Genomic DNA, 17,778 nt, shown 5'->3' with positions numbered 1-17,778 from the left:
CGCACTACTCCGCCTCGCTCGCGATCGCGTTGACTGCGGCGGCCGCCATCGCGCTGCCGCCCCGGCGCCCGCGCACCACGAGGTGCTCGAGGCCCAGCGGGTGCGCGGCGAGCGCCTCCTTGGACTCCGCGGCGCCGATGAAGCCGACCGGCACACCGATGACGGCCGCCGGACGCGGCGCGCCCTCCTCGATCATCTCCAGCAGCCGGAACAGCGCGGTGGGCGCGTTGCCGACGGCGACGACGGAGCCCTCGAGGCGGTCGCGCCACAGCTCGAGGGCGGCGGCGGAGCGGGTGGTGCCCATCTTCGCGGCCAGTTCCGGCACGGACGGGTCGGACAGCGTGCAGATCACGTCGTTGCCGGCGGGCAGCCGCTTGCGGGTGACGCCGCTGGCGACCATCTGCGCGTCGCACAGGATCGGCGCGCCGGCCCGCAGTGCCGCACGCGCGCGGACGACGACGTCGGGGCTGTGGACGAGGTCGCGGACGAGATCGACCATCCCGCAGGCGTGGATCATGCGGACCGCGACCTGCGAGACCTCGGCCGGCAGCCCGGCGAGGTCCGCCTCCGCGCGGATCGTGGCAAAGGACTGGCGGTAGATCTCCGCGCCGTCCTTCTCGTACTCGAACACGGTGCTCTCGCTCACTTCGTCGGGGTGGTGATGGTGCGCGCCGCCGCGAGGGCGTCGGCGAGTTCTGGAAGGGCTCGTCGGTCGGGGGGTACGTCGGCGCCGGCGCCGCGTACGGCGACGTCGTAGCGTCCGTCGCCGGTCGCGACGACGTCGACCCAGGTGCCACGTGGGTGACCGCAGCGGCGTTCGCAGCCCGACCAGTACACGGGCAGCCCGCCCGCGCCGGCGGCCAGGTGGGCGGTGGCGTCGGCCCGCACGTCCGCGAGCGACTTGGCACAGCCGGGCCGCCCGGTGCAGGCGCCGACGCCGGGCCAGGGCGAGGCGGGGTCGGTGACGAGCCCGGCGGCGGCCGGCGCACCCGACTGCCCGGGCCCGGCCCCCGGCACGACGACCCCGCGCCAGGGAGTGACGCGCAGTTCGCCGGTGCCGTGCGCCCGGGCGATGTCGGCGAGCACCCGCCAGGCGGCCACGGAGAGCCGCCCGAGCGGCACTCCGACACTCAGTGCGCCGACGCCGTGCGGGCCCGCCGGCACGGCCCCGGGCACGGGCGCGGCGGACCCGGGCCCGGCGGACTCAGGGCCGGCGGACTCAGGGTCGGCCGCGGAGTCCGGGCCCTGCGGCGACGGCGGCGCGGGGGCCGACGACGTCAGCTCCCGCCACACCGGTGCGCCCGCCAACTCCGCTCCCTGAGCCGGAAGTTCCCGTACCCGCCACGCCTTCGTGCCCGTCGCCGACGCCGCGTCGAGGAACGCCTCCGCGGCGAGCAGCATCGCGCGAGGTCCGTCCTCGGGACGGACCCGCGCCGACGCGGCGCCGACCGTCACGCGGACCCGCGCACCGCCCGGTTCTGCGAGCAACATCACATCTGCCGCGAGCTCCGTCATGTCCCCGCGGCCGTCGTCCAGCGCGAACAGGAAGCGCCCGGACAGGTCCGGCGTACGCCCGCTCGCACACAGCAGCGCGTCCAGCTCCCGTACCAGCGGCTGAACGTCCAGGTGCCCCCGCCCGTCGAGCCCTGACAGCGGGGAGGCCACGATGTTGCGGACGCGTTCGTGACGGGGGGCGGGCAGCAGTCCCGCCGCGTCCAGCAGCCGCGCCAACTCCCCTCCGCAGCCCGGGCCGAGGCCCCGCAGCTGGAGGTTCCCGCGTGAGGTGATGTCCAGCGCGCCGTCGCCGAGCCGCTCCGCCGCGTCGGCGAGCGCGTACGCCTGCGCGGCGCTCACGACGCCCGCCGGGACGCGGACGCGCGCCAGTGCGCCGTCGTCCGCGGTGTGCAGACGCAGCGCGCCGGGGCAGGCATCACCGCGTTCCCGGACGGGAGTTACGAGAGTTTCGTCCCTGTTCGGGCGGTTCGAGGGGGCCGGAGGCATGGCGGCGAGCATACCGACCATCACACAAGGTGCCTGCTCCGAGCGCCCTACCGGCGACGGGAGGCCCCCTACTATGCTGCTCGGCGGGCCAAACGGCCCACCACCGCCGAAGACGGCGTCAGGGGAGGAAGCCCGGTGAGATTCCGGCGCGGTCCCGCCACTGTGAGCCCGGCAGCAGCGCCGCACACGCGCACACCGCCGGGTGAGCCAGGAACTCCCGCCGTCTTCCACCGCCCGGGGCGCGGAAACCCCGAGGAAGGCCAGACGCCGCATGCTGCATTCGTCCGAAGGACGCCCCGCGCACCCGAGCATCCTGCTCCTGTCGACGTCCGACACCGACCTGTTGAGCGCACGGGCGGCGGCCGGCCCGGTCCCGTACCGCTTCGCGAACCCGTCCCGGCTCGCGCTCGACGAGCTGCCCGCCCTGCTGGAGGGCACGGATCTCGTCGTCGTGCGTCTCCTCGGCGGCCTGCGTGCCTGGCAGGACGGCATCGACCTGCTGCTCGCGCAGGAGCGGCCCGTCGTGGTCCTCACCGGTGAACAGGCGCCCGACGCCCAGCTGATGGAGGCGTCCACCGTCCCGATCGGCATCGCCGCGGAGGCCCACGCCTACCTGGCGCACGGCGGCCCTGCGAACCTGGAGCAGCTCGCCCGGTTCCTGTCGGACACCGTCCTGCTGACGGGGCACGGCTTCGAGCCCCCGGCCGCCGCTCCGGCGTGGGGCCGCCTCGCCCGCACCCCGCGCCACGAGGTTGCCGACGGCCCGCTGATCGCGGTGCTCTACTACCGGGCACACCACATGAGCGGCAACACCGCCTTCGTGGACGTCCTCTGCGGGGCGATCGAGGACGCCGGCGGCCGCGCCCTGCCGCTGTACGTGGCCTCCCTGCGGGCCCCTGAACCGGAACTGCTGGATCAACTGGCCGCCGCCGACGCCCTGGTGACCACCGTCCTCGCGGCCGGCGGCACCCGCCCGGCGGACGCCTCCGCGGGCGGCGACGACGAGTCCTGGGACGCCGGCGCCCTCGCCGCGCTCGACGTGCCGATCCTCCAGGCGCTGTGCCTGACCGGGTCCCGCGCGGCGTGGGAGGAGAGCGACGAGGGCCTCTCCCCGCTGGACGCGGCCGGCCAGGTCGCCGTCCCCGAGTTCGACGGGCGGCTCATCACCGTCCCGTTCTCCTTCAAGGAGATCGACGCGGACGGGCTGCCGTCGTACGCCGCGGACGAGGAACGCGCCGCCCGCGTCGCGGGCATCGCCGTCCGCCACGCCCGCCTGCGCCACATCCCGAACGCCGACAAGCGCCTCGCGCTGGTCCTGTCCGCGTACCCGACCAAGCACTCCCGCATCGGCAACGCCGTCGGCCTGGACACGCCCGCCTCCGCCGTCTCCCTGCTGCGCCGGCTGCGCGAGGAGGGCTACGACTTCGGTGACGAGGCGGTCCCCGGCCTCGAGTCGGGCGACGGCGACGAGCTGATCTACGCACTCATCGAGGCCGGCGGCCACGACCAGGAGTGGCTGACCGAGGAGCAGCTGGCACGCAACCCCGTCCGCATCCCGGCCGCGGACTACAAGCGCTGGTACCAGGCGCTGCCCGCCGAGCTGCGCTCGTCCGTGGAGGAGCACTGGGGACCGCCGCCCGGCGAGATGTTCCTCGACCGTTCCCGCAATCCCGAGGGCGACATCGTGCTCGCCGCGCTGCGCCGGGGGAACCTGCTGATCCTCATCCAGCCGCCGCGCGGCTTCGGCGAGAACCCGATCGCGATCTACCACGACCCCGATCTGCCGCCCTCGCACCACTACTTGGCGGCCTACCGCTGGATCGCGGCGTCCGCCGACGACGGCGGCTTCGGCGCCGACGCGATGATCCACCTGGGCAAGCACGGCAACCTGGAGTGGCTGCCGGGCAAGAACGCGGGCCTGTCCGCGGCCTGCGGTCCCGACGCCGCCCTGGGCGACCTGCCGCTCGTCTACCCGTTCCTCGTGAACGACCCCGGCGAGGGCACCCAGGCCAAGCGCCGGGCACACGCCACGCTGGTCGACCACCTGGTGCCGCCGATGGCACGGGCCGAGTCGTACGGCGACATCGCGCGACTGGAACAACTCCTGGACGAGTACGCGCAGATCTCCTCCATGGACCCGTCCAAGCTGCCCGCGATCCGCGCCCAGATCTGGACCCTCATCCAGGCCGCGCGGCTCGACCACGACCTCGGCCTGGACGACCGCCCCGACGACGACGGCTTCGACGACTTCCTGCTGCACGTCGACGGCTGGCTGTGCGAGGTCAAGGACGCGCAGATCCGCGACGGCCTGCACGTACTGGGCGGCGCCCCGACCGGTCCCGAGCGGGTGAACCTGGTCCTGTCCATCCTCCGGGCCCGCCAGATCTGGGGCGGCTCGCAGTCCCTGCCCGGTCTGCGCGAGGCCCTCGGCCTGGACGAGTCCGCGGCGACGCGCACCACCGCCGACGAGGCGGAGGCCACGGCCCGTGCGCTCGTCGAGGCGATGGAGGCCGCCGGCTGGGACCCGGCCGCGGTGCCCGCGGAGCACGGCAAGGACGTCGAGGCGATCCTGCGTTTCGCCGCCCTCGAGGTCGTACCGCGCCTGGCCCGCACGACCGACGAACTCGACCACGCCGTCCACGCGCTGGCCGGCGGTTTCGTGCCCGCCGGTCCGTCCGGCTCGCCGCTGCGCGGGCTCGTCAACGTGCTGCCGACCGGCCGTAACTTCTACTCCGTCGACCCGAAGGCCGTGCCCTCGCGGCTGGCGTGGGAGACCGGCCAGGCGCTCGCGGACTCGCTGATCGAGCGCTACCGCACCGACAACGGCGAGTACCCGGCGTCCGTCGGCCTGTCCCTGTGGGGCACCAGTGCCATGCGCACCGCCGGCGACGACGTGGCCGAGGCGCTGGCCCTGCTCGGCATCCGGCCCGTGTGGGACGACGCGTCCCGCCGTGTCACCGGCCTCGAGCCGGTCCCGCTGTCGGAACTGGGCCGCCCCCGCATCGACGTCACCCTGCGCATCTCCGGCTTCTTCCGCGACGCGTTCCCGCACACCATCGGTCTGCTGGACGACGCCGTCCGCCTCGCCGCCTCCCTCGACGAGCCGGATGAGTCGAACCACGTCCGCGCCCACGCGCGGGCCGACCTGGCCGAGCACGGCGACGAACGCCGTGCCACCACCCGGATCTTCGGCTCCCGGCCCGGCACGTACGGCGCCGGTCTCCTCCAATTGATCGACTCCCGTGACTGGCGCACGGACGCCGACCTCGCCGAGGTCTACACGGTGTGGGGCGGCTACGCCTACGGCCGCGGCCTGGAGGGCCGCCCGGCCCGGGCAGAGATGGAGACCGCGTACAAGCGGATCACCGTCGCGGCGAAGAACACGGACACCCGCGAGCACGACATCGCCGACTCCGACGACTACTTCCAGTACCACGGCGGCATGGTCGCCACGGTCCGCGCCCTGCGCGGCACGGCCCCCGAGGCGTACATCGGCGACTCCACCCGCCCGGAGACGATCCGCACCCGCACCCTCGTCGAGGAGACGTCCCGCGTCTTCCGCGCCCGTGTCGTCAACCCCCGCTGGATCGAGGCGATGCGCCGCCACGGCTACAAGGGCGCCTTCGAACTGGCCGCCACGGTCGACTACCTCTTCGGCTACGACGCGACGACGGGCGTCGTGGCGGACTGGATGTACGACAAGCTCACGGAGACGTACGTCCTCGACCCCGAGAACCGCGCCTTCCTCGAGCAGGCCAACCCCTGGGCCCTGCACGGCATCGCCGAACGGCTCCTGGAGGCGGAGTCCCGGGGCATGTGGGCCAAGCCGGACCCCGCGGTACTGGAACAGCTGCGCCAGGTCTTCCTGGAGACCGAGGGCAACCTGGAGGACGACGACACCTGACGGGCGACCGTCCGCGGGCGCCGTCCGGCGCCCGCGGACCGGTCTACGGCTCGGACAGCTCCAGGGTCCAGTCACCGTCGGCGGTCACGTTGATGTAGTACGGCCCGGCGCTGGTCATCTGGGCGACGGCGGCGCCGTCGAAGGCCCCTGTCTCGTTGAATACGAGGTCCTGCGCCCTGCCCTTCGCGTCCAGCACGGTGAGGACGAAGTCGTTCCCCTTGCTGTGTGTCGCCCGCACGGCAACCGTCTTGTCCGCCGCGAAGGGTCCTACGACGCGGTCCCCGCTCCCCGTGGCGCTCTGGGGCAGCTCCGCCGCCTGCTGGTCGCGGGGCTGTGTGATCTCGACCCTCCACGGAGCGTCCGCGTCGACCAGCAGGACGTGGTCACCGGCCTGCACCCCGGCGGCCCTGGACCCGCTGTAGGCGCCGACCCGGTTGGCCACGACGTCCTTGACCTGCTGATTGTCGTCGAGCAGCTCGACGATGAAGTTTCCCTTGCAGGACGGGCACTCCACCTTCAGGACGGCCAGGCCGCCGGTCAGCGCGAAGGGCTTCGTCACCTGGTCCCCCGTGCCGCTGAGCTCGACGGGCGGCGGAGGGGACGGCGTCGGCTGCGCCACGCTCCGGCCGGCCGCCAGGGCGGACGGCGCGTGACCGCCGCCACCGCCCGTGGCCACGACCACGCCGACGAGTACGACCAGGGCGACCACGGCCCGGGCCAACACCACCCACGCACGCGCGCCCACGGCCGACGCAGGCTCCCACGGTCCGTGCCGGTCCGCCATGCCCGACTCCTTCCACTGCCCGCCGACCCCACCTCCACGATCCGCCGCCCACCGCCCCCCGCAACTCGACACGACCGCCCCGCGGGCCGTGCGGCCCGCTGCCCCGCCTCTCCGTCACGCCGCGTGTCGGTGCGCTCGGCTAGCGTTCCGGCATGCCGCTCACCGACACAGACCGGTCCGAGGACTTCCTCCGACGCGTGCGGGGCCTGAAGGCGGCCCGTACCGCGAACGGACCGCGCCTCTATCAGCCGATCACTCTGCTGTGGGCCGTCGGCCGGGCGCGCCGGGGCGAGGCCCGTACCCTCGCCTGGGCCGACACCGACGAGGCGATCGGCGCGCTGCTGAAACGACACGGGGCCCGGGGGGAGCGCCCCCGCCCGGACTACCCCGTCCTCGCGCTCCACCGCGCGGGGTTGTGGACGCTGGAGGGCCACGTCGGCGAGGTGCCCACCGCGCACGGCGACTCGGCGCTCAGGAACTGGTTCGCCGAACAGCGGCCCGTCGGCGGGCTCGCTGAGCCCTTCCACGACCTCCTCCACCGCTCCGGGCATTCCCGGGTATCGGTGATCGAGGCCCTCCTCACCACATACTTCGCGGGCCTCGATCCGGTTCCGCTCCTCGAGGACACCGGCCTGTACGACGAAGGCGTCGCGGACGACGCCGCCGGGAGCCGGGCTCAGGAAACGGTCGTGGACGCGGCCGGGAGCAGGGTCCACGAGCCGGTCGCGGACTCGGCCGTGACCGCGGCGGCCCAGTACGAGAAGTGGTGCCGCCTTCTCGACGACCGGGCGGAAACCGGAGAGGTCCGGCGGAGAACCGGCCGGCGAAACGATCCCGTACGGTCGGCCGTGGCCCGCAGGGCCGTGCTCGCCCGGAGCCGGGGGGCGTGCGAGAACCCCGCCTGCGGCGGCCGGCCCGCCGATGTGACGGACGCGGGCGAGCCCATTCTCGAGGTCGACCACATCATGGACCTCGCCAAGGGCGGCCCCGATCACCCGAGCCGGATGGCCGCCCTCTGCCCCAACTGCCATGCGGTCAAGACCAGGGGGCGGTCCCGGGAAACCCTCCGTGCCACGCTGCTCGAAGCCGCGCTCGCCGCCCACCTGCGGATGCGGGGCGCGGCCGACGGCTGACAGGGCCCGTGGTTCAGGCCGGCGCCCCGGCGGTCCGCCGGTCGGACCGATCCGGGGGTCGTCCGGCCCGGTCCTGCGCCGCCTCCAAGGTCACCTAGCTCGTGGTCACCGTCTCCTGGCCGAGCCGGCGCCGTCCGGCGGCGGACTCCGCGGCGACGCAGAATTCGTTGCCCTCCGGGTCCGCCATCACGATGTGGTGCCCGTCGAACGCCTCCACGACGCTGCCGCCCGCCTCGACCAGCCGCCTCGACTCCGCCCTGACGCGGGCCCAGCGCTCCTTGGGGGTGCCGTGGCCCGGCACGCGGACGTCGAGGTGCAGCCGGTTCTTCGCCGTCTTGGTCTCGGGCACCTTGAGGATCGACAGGCGCGGGCCGGTGCCGTCCGGGGCGCACAACCATGCCCCGTCGTCCGCCGAGTCGTCCTCCGGCAGGTCGAACTGGGCGAGCCACTCCTCACGCGTCCGGTACGGGGCGGGCGGCGGCTCGTCGACGTAGCCGAGGGCCGTCTTCCAGAACGCGGCGAGGAGTTGCGCGTCGGCACAGTCAAAGGTCAGGTCGAAGGTGGCTGTCATACAGGCGACCGTAACGGCCGCCTATGACAACGGCCTCGGAGTTCCACAGCGCCCGCCGCCGCCCGGACCGTGCCGTTTCACGGCTCGCGGCACGGGCACCCGGCCGCCGATGGACCAGGACACGGACGGGAAGACCACGTCGAGTGGGAAGAACACGTCGAGCTTCTGCGGGAGTACCTGCGCCCGTTCGCCCCCGGTGGGCCCCGACGCCGCGCGGCGCAACGTTGTGACGAGGAGACCGTGAGGAGATTCCCATGAAGATCGGCATCATCGGCGCAGGCCGCATCGGCTCGACCCTGGCCCGCCATTTCGTACGCATCGGCCATGACGTCGTGATCAGCAACTCCAGGGGGCCAAAGAGCCTCGCCGGGCTCGTCGAGGAGATCGGGGGCACTTTGCGGGCGGTCACCGCCGAGCAGGCCGCGACGTTCGGGCAGGTCGTCGTGGTCTGCATTCCGTACGGCCGGTACACGGAACTGCCGACGGACGCCCTCAACGACAAGGTCGTGATCGACACCTGCAACTACTACCCGGAGCGCGACGGCCACGACGTCGAACTCGACGACGACCGCACCACCTCCAGCGAGAAGATCCGCGCCCACACAGGTGCCAACCTGGTGAAGGCCTTCAACGCGATCCACTGGGCGAACCTCCGTGACCGCGGCCGGCCCAAGGGGGACCCCGGCCGGGCGGCCATCCCGATCTCCGGCACCGACACGGAGGCCAAGGCCGTGGTCGCCGGGCTCATCCGGGACATCGGCTTCGACCCGGTCGACACCGGCGACATCGGGCGGGGCGGCCGTACTCATCAGCCCGGGGGGCGCCTCTACGGGGCCGAGCTGACCGCTGAGGCGATGAACGACCTGCTGAGGGCGGGCGCCACGACCTGAGCCCGGCGACGCCGACCCGCCCGTGCCCCGGCCCACCGCCTCACCCACGGGCCCGGCCCGGGTCGCGGCCCACACGCTCGCACGTCCCCGTTTGGGAGGCCCGCGCCGTGCTACCCGTCCCGCGGGCGCCGCCCCGGCGTCGCACACGACGAGGAGATGACCATGGCCACGACCACGTCCGCGAAGGACATGCTGAACACCTACCCCGCCGACCTCGGCGGCGTCGACCAGGAAGCCCTGAGCCGCTGCATCGAGGAGTGCGTCGCCTGCGCACAGGCGTGTACGGCCTGCGCCGACGCCTGCCTCTCCGAGGGCATGGTCGGCGACCTGACGAAGTGCATCCGCACCGACATGGACTGCGCCGACATCTGCACCGCCACCGCGGCCGTCCTGTCGCGCCACACCGGCTACGACGCGAACATCACCCGCGCGATCCTGCAGGCGTGCGCCACGGCCTGCAAGGCCTGCGCGGACGAGTGCGCGAAGCATGCCGACATGCACGAGCACTGCCGCCTGTGCGCCGAGGCGTGCCGGTCCTGCGAACAGGCGTGCAACGAGCTTCTCGCCACCCTCTGATGAGCAACCGCACCGTCACGCAGGTGTGTTGAGGACCGGCGGCCGCGGCCGACGGTCGGACGCGCAGGGGGGCGGCCGCGAGCGCCGGCCCGGCCGTCCGGGCCGCCCTCACCGGTAAACACCCGCCTTCACCGGTAAACCCCCTGCGTGCGAGGCGAGTTGGACACGAGACGGGTCACCCGGGAACGAACCGTCCCCCGGCCGATTGGTCTAGGTTAGGACCTGGTCGAGGAATCGTTTCGCGCCCAGGAGGCCCACTCGTGTCAGAACACGACCCCCAGCTCGCCGCCGCCGCAGACATACGCGCCCGGATCGACACGAGCAAGCCCCATTCCGCCCGTTTCTGGAACTACTTCGTCGGTGGCAAGGACCACTACGAGATCGACCGCGAGACCGGCGACCACATCAAGGACATCTTCCCGGGCCTCGTCGACGTGGCCCGCACGAGCCGCCAGTTCCTCGGACGCGCGGTCCGTCATCTGGCGGGCGAGCAGGGCATCCGCCAGTTCCTCGACATCGGCACCGGGCTGCCCACCGCCGACAACACCCACGAGGTCGCGCAGCGCGTCGCCCCCGACTCGCGGATCGTGTACGTCGACAGCGACCCGCTCGTGCTGGCCCACGCCCGGGCACTGCTCACCAGCACGCCCGAGGGCAGGACGGCGTACCTGGACGCCGATCTGTACGCCCCCGAGGAGATCCTCAAGGCCGCCGAGGGCACGCTGGACCTGTCCCGGCCGGTGGCGCTGATGATCCTGAACACCCTCGGCCACGTCGCCGAGCACGACCAGGCACGGGACCTGGTGACCCGGCTCATGGCGGGCCTGCCGTCGGGCAGTTACCTCGTGATCAGCGACAGCACCTCCACCAGCGAGGGCATGATCGCGGCGTCCCAGGCCTACAACTCCAGTGGCGCGGTTCCCTACCACGTGCGCAGCGTCGACGAGATCGCCGCGTTCTTCGACGGCCTGGAGCTGGTGGAGCCCGGGGTCGTCCAGGTCACGAAGTGGCGCCCGGAGTCGGACGACACGGCCGGCACGATGGCCGTCGACGCCTACGGCGCGGTGGGCCGCAAGCCGTAGCGGGGTGGACGCAGGACGACGCCGCCGTCCCGGTTCCGGGGCGGCGGCGTCGCAACTGCTTCAGCACGAACGGCCGTTCAGGGCACAGGTGCCGCAACCGCCCTCAGGACGGCCTGCGGAAAAGCGCCGACCAGAGGAAGGCCTCCCCGAAGCAAGGGGACTCGGCCGGTTCGTCGCGCATACGGCGCAGCTCCACCTCCTCCAGGTCGGAGAAGATCCACCGCAGCGACTCCGGCGTGTAGGCGAGTCCGCCGTGCAGCCGGGACTGGCCGTAGAAGTCGGCGTCGGGCAGTTCGGACCCCATCGCGCCGGACGCGAAGCAGGTGAGGGAGAAGCGTCCGCCGGGGGCGAGGACCCGGTCGAGGAGTTGGAGATAGCTGACGCGCCGGTGGGGCGGCAGATGGTGGAAACAGCCCGAGTCGTGGACCAGGTCGTAGGGGCCGCCGAACTCGGCCGGGTCCAGAGCGAAGGCGTCACCGCGGTGGAACCGGACCGCGCTGCCGGCCCCGGACTCGCGGGCGCGTTCCTCGGCCCAGGAGATCGCCTCCGCCGAGAGATCGACGGCGTCCACCTGGAAGCCGAGTGAGGCCAGGTACAGGGCGTTGCGGCCGGGGCCGCAGCCAAGATCGAGCGCCCGCCCGGGAGCGACCAGTCCCCTGTCGAGATACGAGACCAGGTTCTCGTCGGGCTTGTCCACGAAGAACGGCACCGGCTTGGAGCGGTCGCCGTAGAAGCCGTCCCACCAGCCGGCCGCGCCCTCGGTCCAACGGTCCGCCTCCGGCGCGAACAGTCCGTCCAGGAGCTTCATCACGTCGTCGACCGTACGTATGCCCCGATCCATCGGGACCCCCTTTCAGCGATGGTCGAACGCTACGGGCGAACGGCGTAGAAGCCCAGCTCAGGGCAGGTGCGGACCCTCCCGGGAAAGCCTCTGACGGGCACCCGCAAGGCAGCCGTCCAGGCGGTCGAGCCCTGCCCCGCGCCCTACGCACACGCCTGCGGACGACCCCGCCGAAGGCCCTGAGGACGGCATCCCGGGCAGGGTCGGAGCGGGTTTTCCGGGAGTTTTCCCGGCGGCACGGCCGTGCACGGAGCCGGACGGGCCGCAGGGCGCGAGGCCGGGCGACGGGCCGGGGCCGTACCCCGGCCGGCCGCTCCCCGGATGCCCCCGGCCGGGCCAGGCGGCAAGGTGGCCTTCGCCAGGACCTTCCCCGACCGGACGAGGAGCGCTCGTGTCCCTGACCCCCTACCGGCATGCCGCCGCCGCTGCCGGGACCGTGCTCCTCGCCCTCACCGCCGCGGGCTGCTCCGGCCTCGACCGCACCGCCGTGGGCACGTTCACCTACGAGACCGGGCACGAGCACCACACGACGATCACCAGCCCCAAGGTCATCGGCTGTCACCACTTCGAACATCCGGGCGCGGTCGCGGTCGAGAACGAGACGGAGACCGACGCGATCGCCTACCCGACGGACGACTGCTCCGGCGGTGACTCGATCTACATTCCGTCGATGACCGCCGATGTCGTGGCGCCGGGTTCCGGCCCCTGGCTGAGCTACAGCTTCGTCCACTAGCCGCAGACCCGCCCCTCAAAAGGCCGCCCCGGCGCGGCTGGTGGGGCTCAGAACCCGGCTGGTGGGGGCTCAGAAGATGACCCGTGCCGCGTCGAGGGCCGCGGCGGCGTCCTCGTCCCCCTCGTACACCAGCTCGCCGAGCGCGGGCCGCCCCGACAGATGCCGGGCGAAGGCGATCGCGTCCGCCCGCAGGACGACGGCGGGCGGGCCACTGCCCAGCCGGTGACGGCCGCCGGCGGGGCCCGACAGCTCGAGCAGGCACGGCGGACCGGTCCAGCCGAGGGCCAGGTCCAGCACGATCTGGTTCACGATCTCGCGGTCGTGGTCGTCGAGCACGAGGTCGACCCCGGTGGCGTCGCTGATGTCCACACGGTGCATCCAGGTGTCGCGCGCGGCCAGGACGCTGTTCAGGTAGTCCATCGAGTTCTCGGGGAGCGCCTTCCCCTCGGGAAAGATCAGGCTGAGCCGCATCCGCTTCCGGACCGGGCCGGGCATACGGCGCAGCGAACGGGTGCCCCGAGGCGCGACGCGGGCGAACTCGGCGGCCAGCTCCGGGCCCGGCACACCGCGGCGTTCCTCGACCTGGCTCGCGTTGTGACCGTCGAGCGCGCCGAGTTCGGGGTGGGCCTGCCGGCCGTGCCGGATGCGGCTGATCATGAGCCACGGCTTGGGCAACTCCTCGTACTGCCCGACCTCGTGGGCGACCATGTCGCGTACCGTCCAGCCCTTGCACGCTGTGGGCCGGGACCAGGCCTCCGCCTCGGCGGCGCCGAGCGCGCGCATCGTCGCGAGCGAGGCCCGTATCTCCGCCTCGTTCACCTCGCGGGCCCGTGCGGCGGAGGTCCGGGGGATGTCCCGCGCGGAGACGGTCGACGTGGCCATGGTGCACCTCCTCGTGCCCCCGTTTCTCAGGCTACGCCCGGCGTCCGGACCCTCAACCGGGCGCGCGCCCGCACGCCGCGCGCTCACGCAGGGCTACGTACCGCTGCCCCGCCGCGCTGCCACCTCGTGTCCTGGGCGCACCGCTGGGCAGTACCGCTGTGCGCCCCGCTCTACCGCTACGCACCGGCCGCGACCGTACGTACGGGCCGCGCGGCTACGCGCCGGCCGAGCGTCGGCCCAGCACGGGCTCGGCCAGCAGCCTGGCCATCCCGCAGAGGGTCTGGCCGTGCCGGGCGAAGAGTTCGTCGCGCGAGTCGAAGTGCCCGAGGTCCGCGAGGACGTGCGCCGAGAGGTCACAGGGGGCGCCGGCGGACGGGCAGGCCGTCGCTCCGTCCCAGTCGATCGCAGTCCTGGACAACGCCTCGAAGAGCGTCTCCGGGTCGGCGTTGGTGAAGCCGCCGCCCGCGTGCCCGCTCAACTCGTCCAGGTCACCGAACAGTTCGGAGACGGTCAGCCATGGTGCCGCGGCGTGCCCGTCCGGCGAGAGGCCGTCGATCCGGAACTCCGGCCATGCGAGCAGGACCTGGTCGGGGACGATCTGGTGCAGCCGGGGGAAGCGCGGGTACCAGAACGTTCCGTCGACCACGAGTCCGCGTACCCGCGTGGCGACCCCGGACGCCCGCGCGACGGACTCCAGGACGGCGAGCCGCTGGCTGCACGAGCCCCGGCCACGGCGCAGGACCTCCGACACGGGCCGCTCGTCCTGCACCGAGTAGACGGGTCGTACGGAGGTGGCGATCCATCGATGGGCCGCGCGCAGGGCCTGCACCCGCTCCGCGGCGGCGTCCGCCCGGCCCGGGGCCGTCGTCGTGCCGAGGCCGCGGACGAGCAGGGCCACACGCGGGTGCTGCCAGTCGAGGATCCGTGTCGGCTCCGTGCTGCCGGCAGCGGTTTCCCGCTCGGACGTACGCACACGGACACGGCCTCGCGGCCGGAGAATCGAGCTCGTCATCCGACGACGTCCTTTCGTCCGGCGCCGGGTGTCTCCGGACGGCCGGGGACATCGTGACAGAGTTTTTGAACGCGCTCAACTATGTCACCGAGAGGCCGGCGGACGTCCGCGCGGGATGCCCGCCCGCCCGTGGGCACGGGGGTGAGCGGCGCCCGACGACCGGACCGGCCGTCTTTGCTGCCGCGCGCCCACCCCGGGCCCGCTACGACCGCCCGGCGGCGACCTGCGCGCCCACCACGTCCAGCGCCGCTGCCCACGGGTACGCGCCGGGCCGTTCCTGACCTTGTCCCTGCCCGGGCGCGTGCCCGTACCCGTGCCCCTGGCCCTGGACCGGCTCGTGCGACGCGAGGCCGTTCTCCTCGTAGCCGTACAGGACCGATACGCCCGCCGAGCGCAGCGTCTCCACGGACCTCTCGAACTGCGGGTGCCGGGCGTACGCCGCGTTCACACAGGGCACGGCCACCGTCGGCACGCCCTTGCCGATCGCCTCCGCGGCCGCGCCCACCACGAACGACGAGGTGAGGCCCAGGGCGCATGCGTTGAGGCTGTTGAACGTCATCGGCGCGAAGAGAACCGCGTCGGCCGCCGGCCAGATCTCCGGCTCTCCGGGCCGGTCGTACGCGAAACGGACAGGGTGACCGGTGAGCACCGCCAGCCCGTCGAGGCTGGGCTCCAGCCAGCGCGCCGCGACAGGCGTCAGGCCCAGACATACGTCCCAACCGCCGGCCTGGGCCTGCTCGATCACCTGGGCTACGTCGAACACGGGAGGCGCGGCGGAGCAGAAAAGATGCAGAGTCGTCCTCGTCATGAGACCCATCCGATCACACGACTGTGCACGCGCAGGAGCGCAATCCCGGCCGCTCCCGGGATCACTTCATGATCTTCACCACGTCCATGTCCAGGGATGACGTGCCAGGATGCGGGTATGGACCCGCATCTGGATCAGAGGCTCGTCGACGCGGCGCTCGCGCAGCTGGACCGCCGGTGGCCGGCCGACGAGCCGGGCGGGGCCGCCGCGCTGCGTCTGGAGGACGGCGAGATACTCACCAGCGTCGGCCTCGACAACCTGAACGGCGGGGTGTCCCTCTGCCACGAGACCGGTGCGATCTGCCAGGCGTACACACTGGACCGCCGGGTCACCGCGTCGGTGTGCGTCTGCCGGGTCCCCGAACGCGATCAGGTACTGATCCTGCCGCCGTGCGGCATCTGCCAGGAACGCCTGGCCCTATGGGGCCCCGAGGTCCAGGTCGCCGTCCCGGACGCCGACTCGGCGCAGGGCTGGCGCGCCCGTACCCTGCGGGACGTCAACCCGTACTACTGGGGTGCGCAGTTCACCGAAGACGGCACATGGCCGTCACTGGAGTCCCACTCCGAGTAGGGCGTTGCGGGCGAGGGGAATCCGCGGCGGTCACCTGATCGTTCAGGGAGCATGGCTGTCATCCACCGCACCACCATGACCCCCGGCAAGCTCGAACTCCTCGCCGCGTGGCTGCCCTCGCGACCCTGGTACGAGGGCACCGCGCGCCGGCCGGAACTCGCCAAGGCCGGCGGATTCCGCCTGGACGACCCCAAGGGGGAGGTGGGCATCGAGTTCATGGTGGTCACCGACACCTCCGGCGACCGCCCGCTCTCGTACCACTTGCCCCTCAGCTACCGCGGAGCACCGCTCGACGGGGCCGGCGAGGCCGCTCTCATCGGCACGTCGGAACACGGCGTTCTCGGCAGGCGCTGGGTGTACGACGGGACTCATGACCCGGTCCTCGTCGAGCAGTTGCTCGCTCTCTTCGCGGGCAACGCCGAACCGCAGGCCCAGAGCGTGAGCGACACGCCGGACCCCTCGGTCACCGCGCACCTCACCGGGACCCCGCTCCCGCCCGCGGCCGCCACGCCGGCGCCGGTCACCGACGACGCACACGGGACGCACCTCGCGGTGGCCCCCGGCCTGACGCTCCACGTGACCCGCCGCCTCGACGCCACCGCTCCGACGCCGGAGGCGAGGGGCCGCGTCACCGCGGTCTGGCACGCGCCGGACGGCACGGAGAACCGCGCGCCGTTCGCCGTCCTCAGCGACACAACTCCCTGACGCACGGGGCAAAGCGCCGGCCGCCCTCGCTCCCCTGGGGCCTGACGGCCGGCGCACCCGGGACGGCCCCTGGGTGACGCCGCGGTTTCCCGAGATGTCCGTGGGACACCGGCACGTACGCCCCCCCCATGATGGCCACGTTTCCGAACCGGGGTGTTGGATGCGGGGACCAGGGTCGGCGCACATGGACAGCCGTGGATGTGAGTGCCACAGCCGCGCGACGGAGGGGGCGGATGTGGACGTCGTAGAACTGATGGAGTGGCTGGCCGAGCAGGGGTGTTCCGTGGTGTTCAAAGCTGACGGTGAACGCCCACCGGGGCGCCGCTGGATGGTGATCGTCTCCGGCGGCGCGATGGGGGCGGACTCGTTCTTCAGGACCGACCTGGCATCTGCCGACGCCTGCCTCGAGGCCACGCTGACGCACCTGGAGAGCAGGGGGTTCTCCCCGTTCGCCCTCTAGCCACGGCCACTTCCGCCGCACCGTGGGAGGCGCAAGTCGTACGTTCAGCCCGGTACATAGAACACGCGACGCGGGCAACACTCGAGCATCGAGGCCGCCACTGCAGAGTCACGACTGATCGCATTCACCAGACGTCGAAGGGCTCGTACGTTCCGTCGCGGAAGGTGAAGACAGTCACCGCAGTGCCGTACACGTCGCGGAAGTGCCCCCCGTAGCCCGACCGCGCGACATGGGGAGCGAGCAGGGCCAGAAGGCCGTCGAGGTGGAGCATGGAGTCGTCGAGCCAGTCCTTGCGCGCGAAGAGCTCCCACTCGTGCCGCGCGCCGGACGTGGTGAACTCCTGCACTGTGCGGCGCAAGGAGACCACGTCCCCTCCGGGCAGAGCGCTGTTGTCGTCCGGAGCGAGCAGCGACTCGAGCTGGCCGTCGTCCACGTCGTCGTCGAGCTCCTGCGGACGGTCGACGTCCATGCCCATGTGCCGGCGCAATGCGGCCAGTACCGATGCGGGGGTGTCGTCGCGCAGGAAGCAGGAGAAGACGACTTCGTAGTGCTCGCTCATGGGCGCATTGTGTACGGCGGGACCGACACCGGTCGCGACGACGGCCGAGATCGACGGCGCGGGCCGGAGCCCCTGCGACACGAGTGCTGACGGCCCTCTACGCCCACCCGCGGATCAAACAGGCATCCCGGCGTGCCGCGGGAGACCGCACATCGTCGGCGTCAGGGCCTGACGCCACCTGCGACGCCATCCTTCCGGCCCGTACCGGGACGCTGCGGACAGCGCCGCCATCAGCAGCCGGCCGCCCTCTCGCGGTGGCCTCGAAAC

The 17,778-nt window shown here is 72.8% G+C and carries 18 protein-coding genes and 1 riboswitch; of the genes, 9 read left to right on the top strand and 9 right to left on the bottom strand.

The genetic code is table 11. From position 1 onward, the window contains the following. Positions 1 to 4: 4 nt before the first annotated feature. A complete protein-coding gene (locus SPRI_RS25530; protein ID WP_053557348.1) occupies positions 5 to 646 on the bottom strand; it encodes a precorrin-8X methylmutase in 642 nt (213 codons plus the stop codon). Beyond that, the gene (gene cobG, locus SPRI_RS25525) at positions 643 to 2,001 is read right to left on the bottom strand and encodes a precorrin-3B synthase (protein WP_238996252.1); all 1,359 of its coding nucleotides are present in this window, start codon (positions 1,999 to 2,001) and stop codon (positions 643 to 645) included. Before cobG ends, SPRI_RS25530 begins: the two co-directional genes overlap by 4 nt. 124 nt (positions 2,002 to 2,125) lie before the next feature. After that, positions 2,126 to 2,218: riboswitch (cobalamin riboswitch) on the top strand. Positions 2,219 to 2,272: 54 nt separating this feature from the next. Here cobG and cobN point away from each other — a divergent pair. After that, a complete protein-coding gene (gene cobN, locus SPRI_RS25520) occupies positions 2,273 to 5,905 on the top strand; it encodes a cobaltochelatase subunit CobN (protein WP_053557346.1) in 3,633 nt (1,210 codons plus the stop codon). A gap of 43 nt (positions 5,906 to 5,948) precedes the next feature. Here cobN and SPRI_RS25515 read toward each other — a convergent pair whose 3' ends face one another. After that, positions 5,949 to 6,689 (bottom strand): hypothetical protein, encoded by a 741-nt coding sequence (locus SPRI_RS25515; RefSeq protein ID WP_050791569.1) that lies wholly within the window; start codon positions 6,687 to 6,689, stop codon positions 5,949 to 5,951. 152 nt (positions 6,690 to 6,841) lie between these two features. Between SPRI_RS25515 and SPRI_RS39785 the strand changes: the two genes are divergently transcribed. Further along, entirely contained in the window at positions 6,842 to 7,822 is a 981-nt protein-coding gene (locus tag SPRI_RS39785; RefSeq protein WP_053557345.1) for an HNH endonuclease signature motif containing protein, read from the top strand. A gap of 94 nt (positions 7,823 to 7,916) precedes the next feature. On the opposite strand, the gene SPRI_RS25505 is transcribed toward SPRI_RS39785, so the two are convergent. Next, on the bottom strand, positions 7,917 to 8,393 hold the full coding sequence (locus tag SPRI_RS25505; RefSeq protein WP_005318206.1) for a VOC family protein: 477 nt from the start codon (positions 8,391 to 8,393) through the stop codon (positions 7,917 to 7,919). A 254-nt stretch (positions 8,394 to 8,647) separates the two neighbouring features. On the opposite strand from SPRI_RS25505, the gene SPRI_RS25500 reads away from it, so the two are divergent. The 3 genes from SPRI_RS25500 (at position 8,648) to SPRI_RS25490 (ending at position 10,941) form a co-directional block, all read left to right on the top strand. After that, entirely contained in the window at positions 8,648 to 9,283 is a 636-nt protein-coding gene (locus SPRI_RS25500) for an NADPH-dependent F420 reductase (protein WP_005318203.1), read from the top strand. A 156-nt stretch (positions 9,284 to 9,439) separates the two neighbouring features. Beyond that, a complete protein-coding gene (locus SPRI_RS25495) occupies positions 9,440 to 9,859 on the top strand; it encodes a four-helix bundle copper-binding protein (RefSeq protein ID WP_005318201.1) in 420 nt (139 codons plus the stop codon). 260 nt (positions 9,860 to 10,119) lie between these two features. Next, the gene (locus SPRI_RS25490) at positions 10,120 to 10,941 is read left to right on the top strand and encodes an SAM-dependent methyltransferase (RefSeq protein ID WP_005318199.1); all 822 of its coding nucleotides are present in this window, start codon (positions 10,120 to 10,122) and stop codon (positions 10,939 to 10,941) included. A 103-nt stretch (positions 10,942 to 11,044) separates the two neighbouring features. Here SPRI_RS25490 and SPRI_RS25485 read toward each other — a convergent pair whose 3' ends face one another. Continuing rightward, positions 11,045 to 11,782 carry a class I SAM-dependent methyltransferase gene (locus SPRI_RS25485; RefSeq protein ID WP_005318197.1) on the bottom strand — a complete coding sequence of 246 codons (738 nt, stop codon included), beginning with the start codon at positions 11,780 to 11,782 and terminating at the stop codon, positions 11,045 to 11,047. 391 nt (positions 11,783 to 12,173) lie between these two features. Here SPRI_RS25485 and SPRI_RS25480 point away from each other — a divergent pair, with 391 nt between their 5' ends. Then, positions 12,174 to 12,515, top strand: a complete 342-nt coding sequence (locus SPRI_RS25480) for a hypothetical protein (protein ID WP_005318195.1) — start codon at positions 12,174 to 12,176, stop codon at positions 12,513 to 12,515. Between the two features lie 69 nt (positions 12,516 to 12,584). On the opposite strand, the gene SPRI_RS25475 is transcribed toward SPRI_RS25480, so the two are convergent. The 3 genes from SPRI_RS25475 to SPRI_RS25465 all read right to left on the bottom strand — a co-directional run bounded on the left by SPRI_RS25475 (position 12,585) and on the right by SPRI_RS25465 (position 15,217). Continuing rightward, the gene (locus SPRI_RS25475) at positions 12,585 to 13,397 is read right to left on the bottom strand and encodes a maleylpyruvate isomerase family mycothiol-dependent enzyme (RefSeq protein ID WP_053557344.1); all 813 of its coding nucleotides are present in this window, start codon (positions 13,395 to 13,397) and stop codon (positions 12,585 to 12,587) included. A gap of 214 nt (positions 13,398 to 13,611) precedes the next feature. Continuing rightward, positions 13,612 to 14,409: a transglutaminase domain-containing protein gene (locus SPRI_RS25470; protein ID WP_005318192.1), complete on the bottom strand. Its 798-nt coding sequence runs from the start codon at positions 14,407 to 14,409 to the stop codon at positions 13,612 to 13,614. Positions 14,410 to 14,611: 202 nt separating this feature from the next. Continuing rightward, positions 14,612 to 15,217, bottom strand: coding sequence for a flavoprotein (locus tag SPRI_RS25465; protein WP_037776878.1), 606 nt, complete (start codon positions 15,215 to 15,217; stop codon positions 14,612 to 14,614). A gap of 117 nt (positions 15,218 to 15,334) precedes the next feature. Between SPRI_RS25465 and SPRI_RS25460 the strand changes: the two genes are divergently transcribed. The 3 genes from SPRI_RS25460 (at position 15,335) to SPRI_RS25450 (ending at position 16,952) form a co-directional block, all read left to right on the top strand. Then, positions 15,335 to 15,787, top strand: a complete 453-nt coding sequence (locus SPRI_RS25460) for a cytidine deaminase (RefSeq protein ID WP_037774773.1) — start codon at positions 15,335 to 15,337, stop codon at positions 15,785 to 15,787. Between the two features lie 51 nt (positions 15,788 to 15,838). Next, on the top strand, positions 15,839 to 16,492 hold the full coding sequence (locus tag SPRI_RS25455) for a maltokinase N-terminal cap-like domain-containing protein (RefSeq protein ID WP_005318187.1): 654 nt from the start codon (positions 15,839 to 15,841) through the stop codon (positions 16,490 to 16,492). 235 nt (positions 16,493 to 16,727) lie between these two features. Further along, on the top strand, positions 16,728 to 16,952 hold the full coding sequence (locus SPRI_RS25450) for a hypothetical protein (protein ID WP_037774772.1): 225 nt from the start codon (positions 16,728 to 16,730) through the stop codon (positions 16,950 to 16,952). 124 nt (positions 16,953 to 17,076) lie between these two features. Here the strand turns inward: SPRI_RS25450 and SPRI_RS25445 are convergent, their stop codons facing one another. Then, positions 17,077 to 17,511 (bottom strand): hypothetical protein, encoded by a 435-nt coding sequence (locus SPRI_RS25445; protein ID WP_037776876.1) that lies wholly within the window; start codon positions 17,509 to 17,511, stop codon positions 17,077 to 17,079. Positions 17,512 to 17,778: the final 267 nt, after the last annotated feature.

The sequence above is a fragment of the Streptomyces pristinaespiralis genome (genome assembly GCF_001278075.1).
GTDB classification, from domain to species: domain Bacteria; phylum Actinomycetota; class Actinomycetes; order Streptomycetales; family Streptomycetaceae; genus Streptomyces; species Streptomyces pristinaespiralis.
This window is presented reverse-complemented; position numbering and strand designations above follow the sequence as displayed.

What these genes read in the sequence shown, in the direction of transcription:
- SPRI_RS25470 (WP_005318192.1), bottom strand. Translation starts at nt 14,409, where the DNA reads ATGACGAGCTCGATTCTCCGGCCGCGAGGCCGTGTCCGTGTGCGTACG.
- SPRI_RS25485 (WP_005318197.1), bottom strand. Translation starts at nt 11,782, where the DNA reads ATGGATCGGGGCATACGTACGGTCGACGACGTGATGAAGCTCCTGGAC.
- SPRI_RS25445 (WP_037776876.1), bottom strand. Translation starts at nt 17,511, where the DNA reads ATGAGCGAGCACTACGAAGTCGTCTTCTCCTGCTTCCTGCGCGACGAC.
- SPRI_RS25505 (WP_005318206.1), bottom strand. Translation starts at nt 8,393, where the DNA reads ATGACAGCCACCTTCGACCTGACCTTTGACTGTGCCGACGCGCAACTC.
- SPRI_RS25475 (WP_053557344.1), bottom strand. Translation starts at nt 13,397, where the DNA reads ATGGCCACGTCGACCGTCTCCGCGCGGGACATCCCCCGGACCTCCGCC.
- SPRI_RS25500 (WP_005318203.1), top strand. Translation starts at nt 8,648, where the DNA reads ATGAAGATCGGCATCATCGGCGCAGGCCGCATCGGCTCGACCCTGGCC.
- SPRI_RS39785 (WP_053557345.1), top strand. Translation starts at nt 6,842, where the DNA reads ATGCCGCTCACCGACACAGACCGGTCCGAGGACTTCCTCCGACGCGTG.
- SPRI_RS25465 (WP_037776878.1), bottom strand. Translation starts at nt 15,217, where the DNA reads ATGACGAGGACGACTCTGCATCTTTTCTGCTCCGCCGCGCCTCCCGTG.
- cobN (WP_053557346.1), top strand. Translation starts at nt 2,273, where the DNA reads ATGCTGCATTCGTCCGAAGGACGCCCCGCGCACCCGAGCATCCTGCTC.
- cobG (WP_238996252.1), bottom strand. Translation starts at nt 2,001, where the DNA reads ATGCCTCCGGCCCCCTCGAACCGCCCGAACAGGGACGAAACTCTCGTA.
- SPRI_RS25455 (WP_005318187.1), top strand. Translation starts at nt 15,839, where the DNA reads ATGGCTGTCATCCACCGCACCACCATGACCCCCGGCAAGCTCGAACTC.
- SPRI_RS25460 (WP_037774773.1), top strand. Translation starts at nt 15,335, where the DNA reads ATGGACCCGCATCTGGATCAGAGGCTCGTCGACGCGGCGCTCGCGCAG.
- SPRI_RS25495 (WP_005318201.1), top strand. Translation starts at nt 9,440, where the DNA reads ATGACCATGGCCACGACCACGTCCGCGAAGGACATGCTGAACACCTAC.
- SPRI_RS25515 (WP_050791569.1), bottom strand. Translation starts at nt 6,689, where the DNA reads ATGGCGGACCGGCACGGACCGTGGGAGCCTGCGTCGGCCGTGGGCGCG.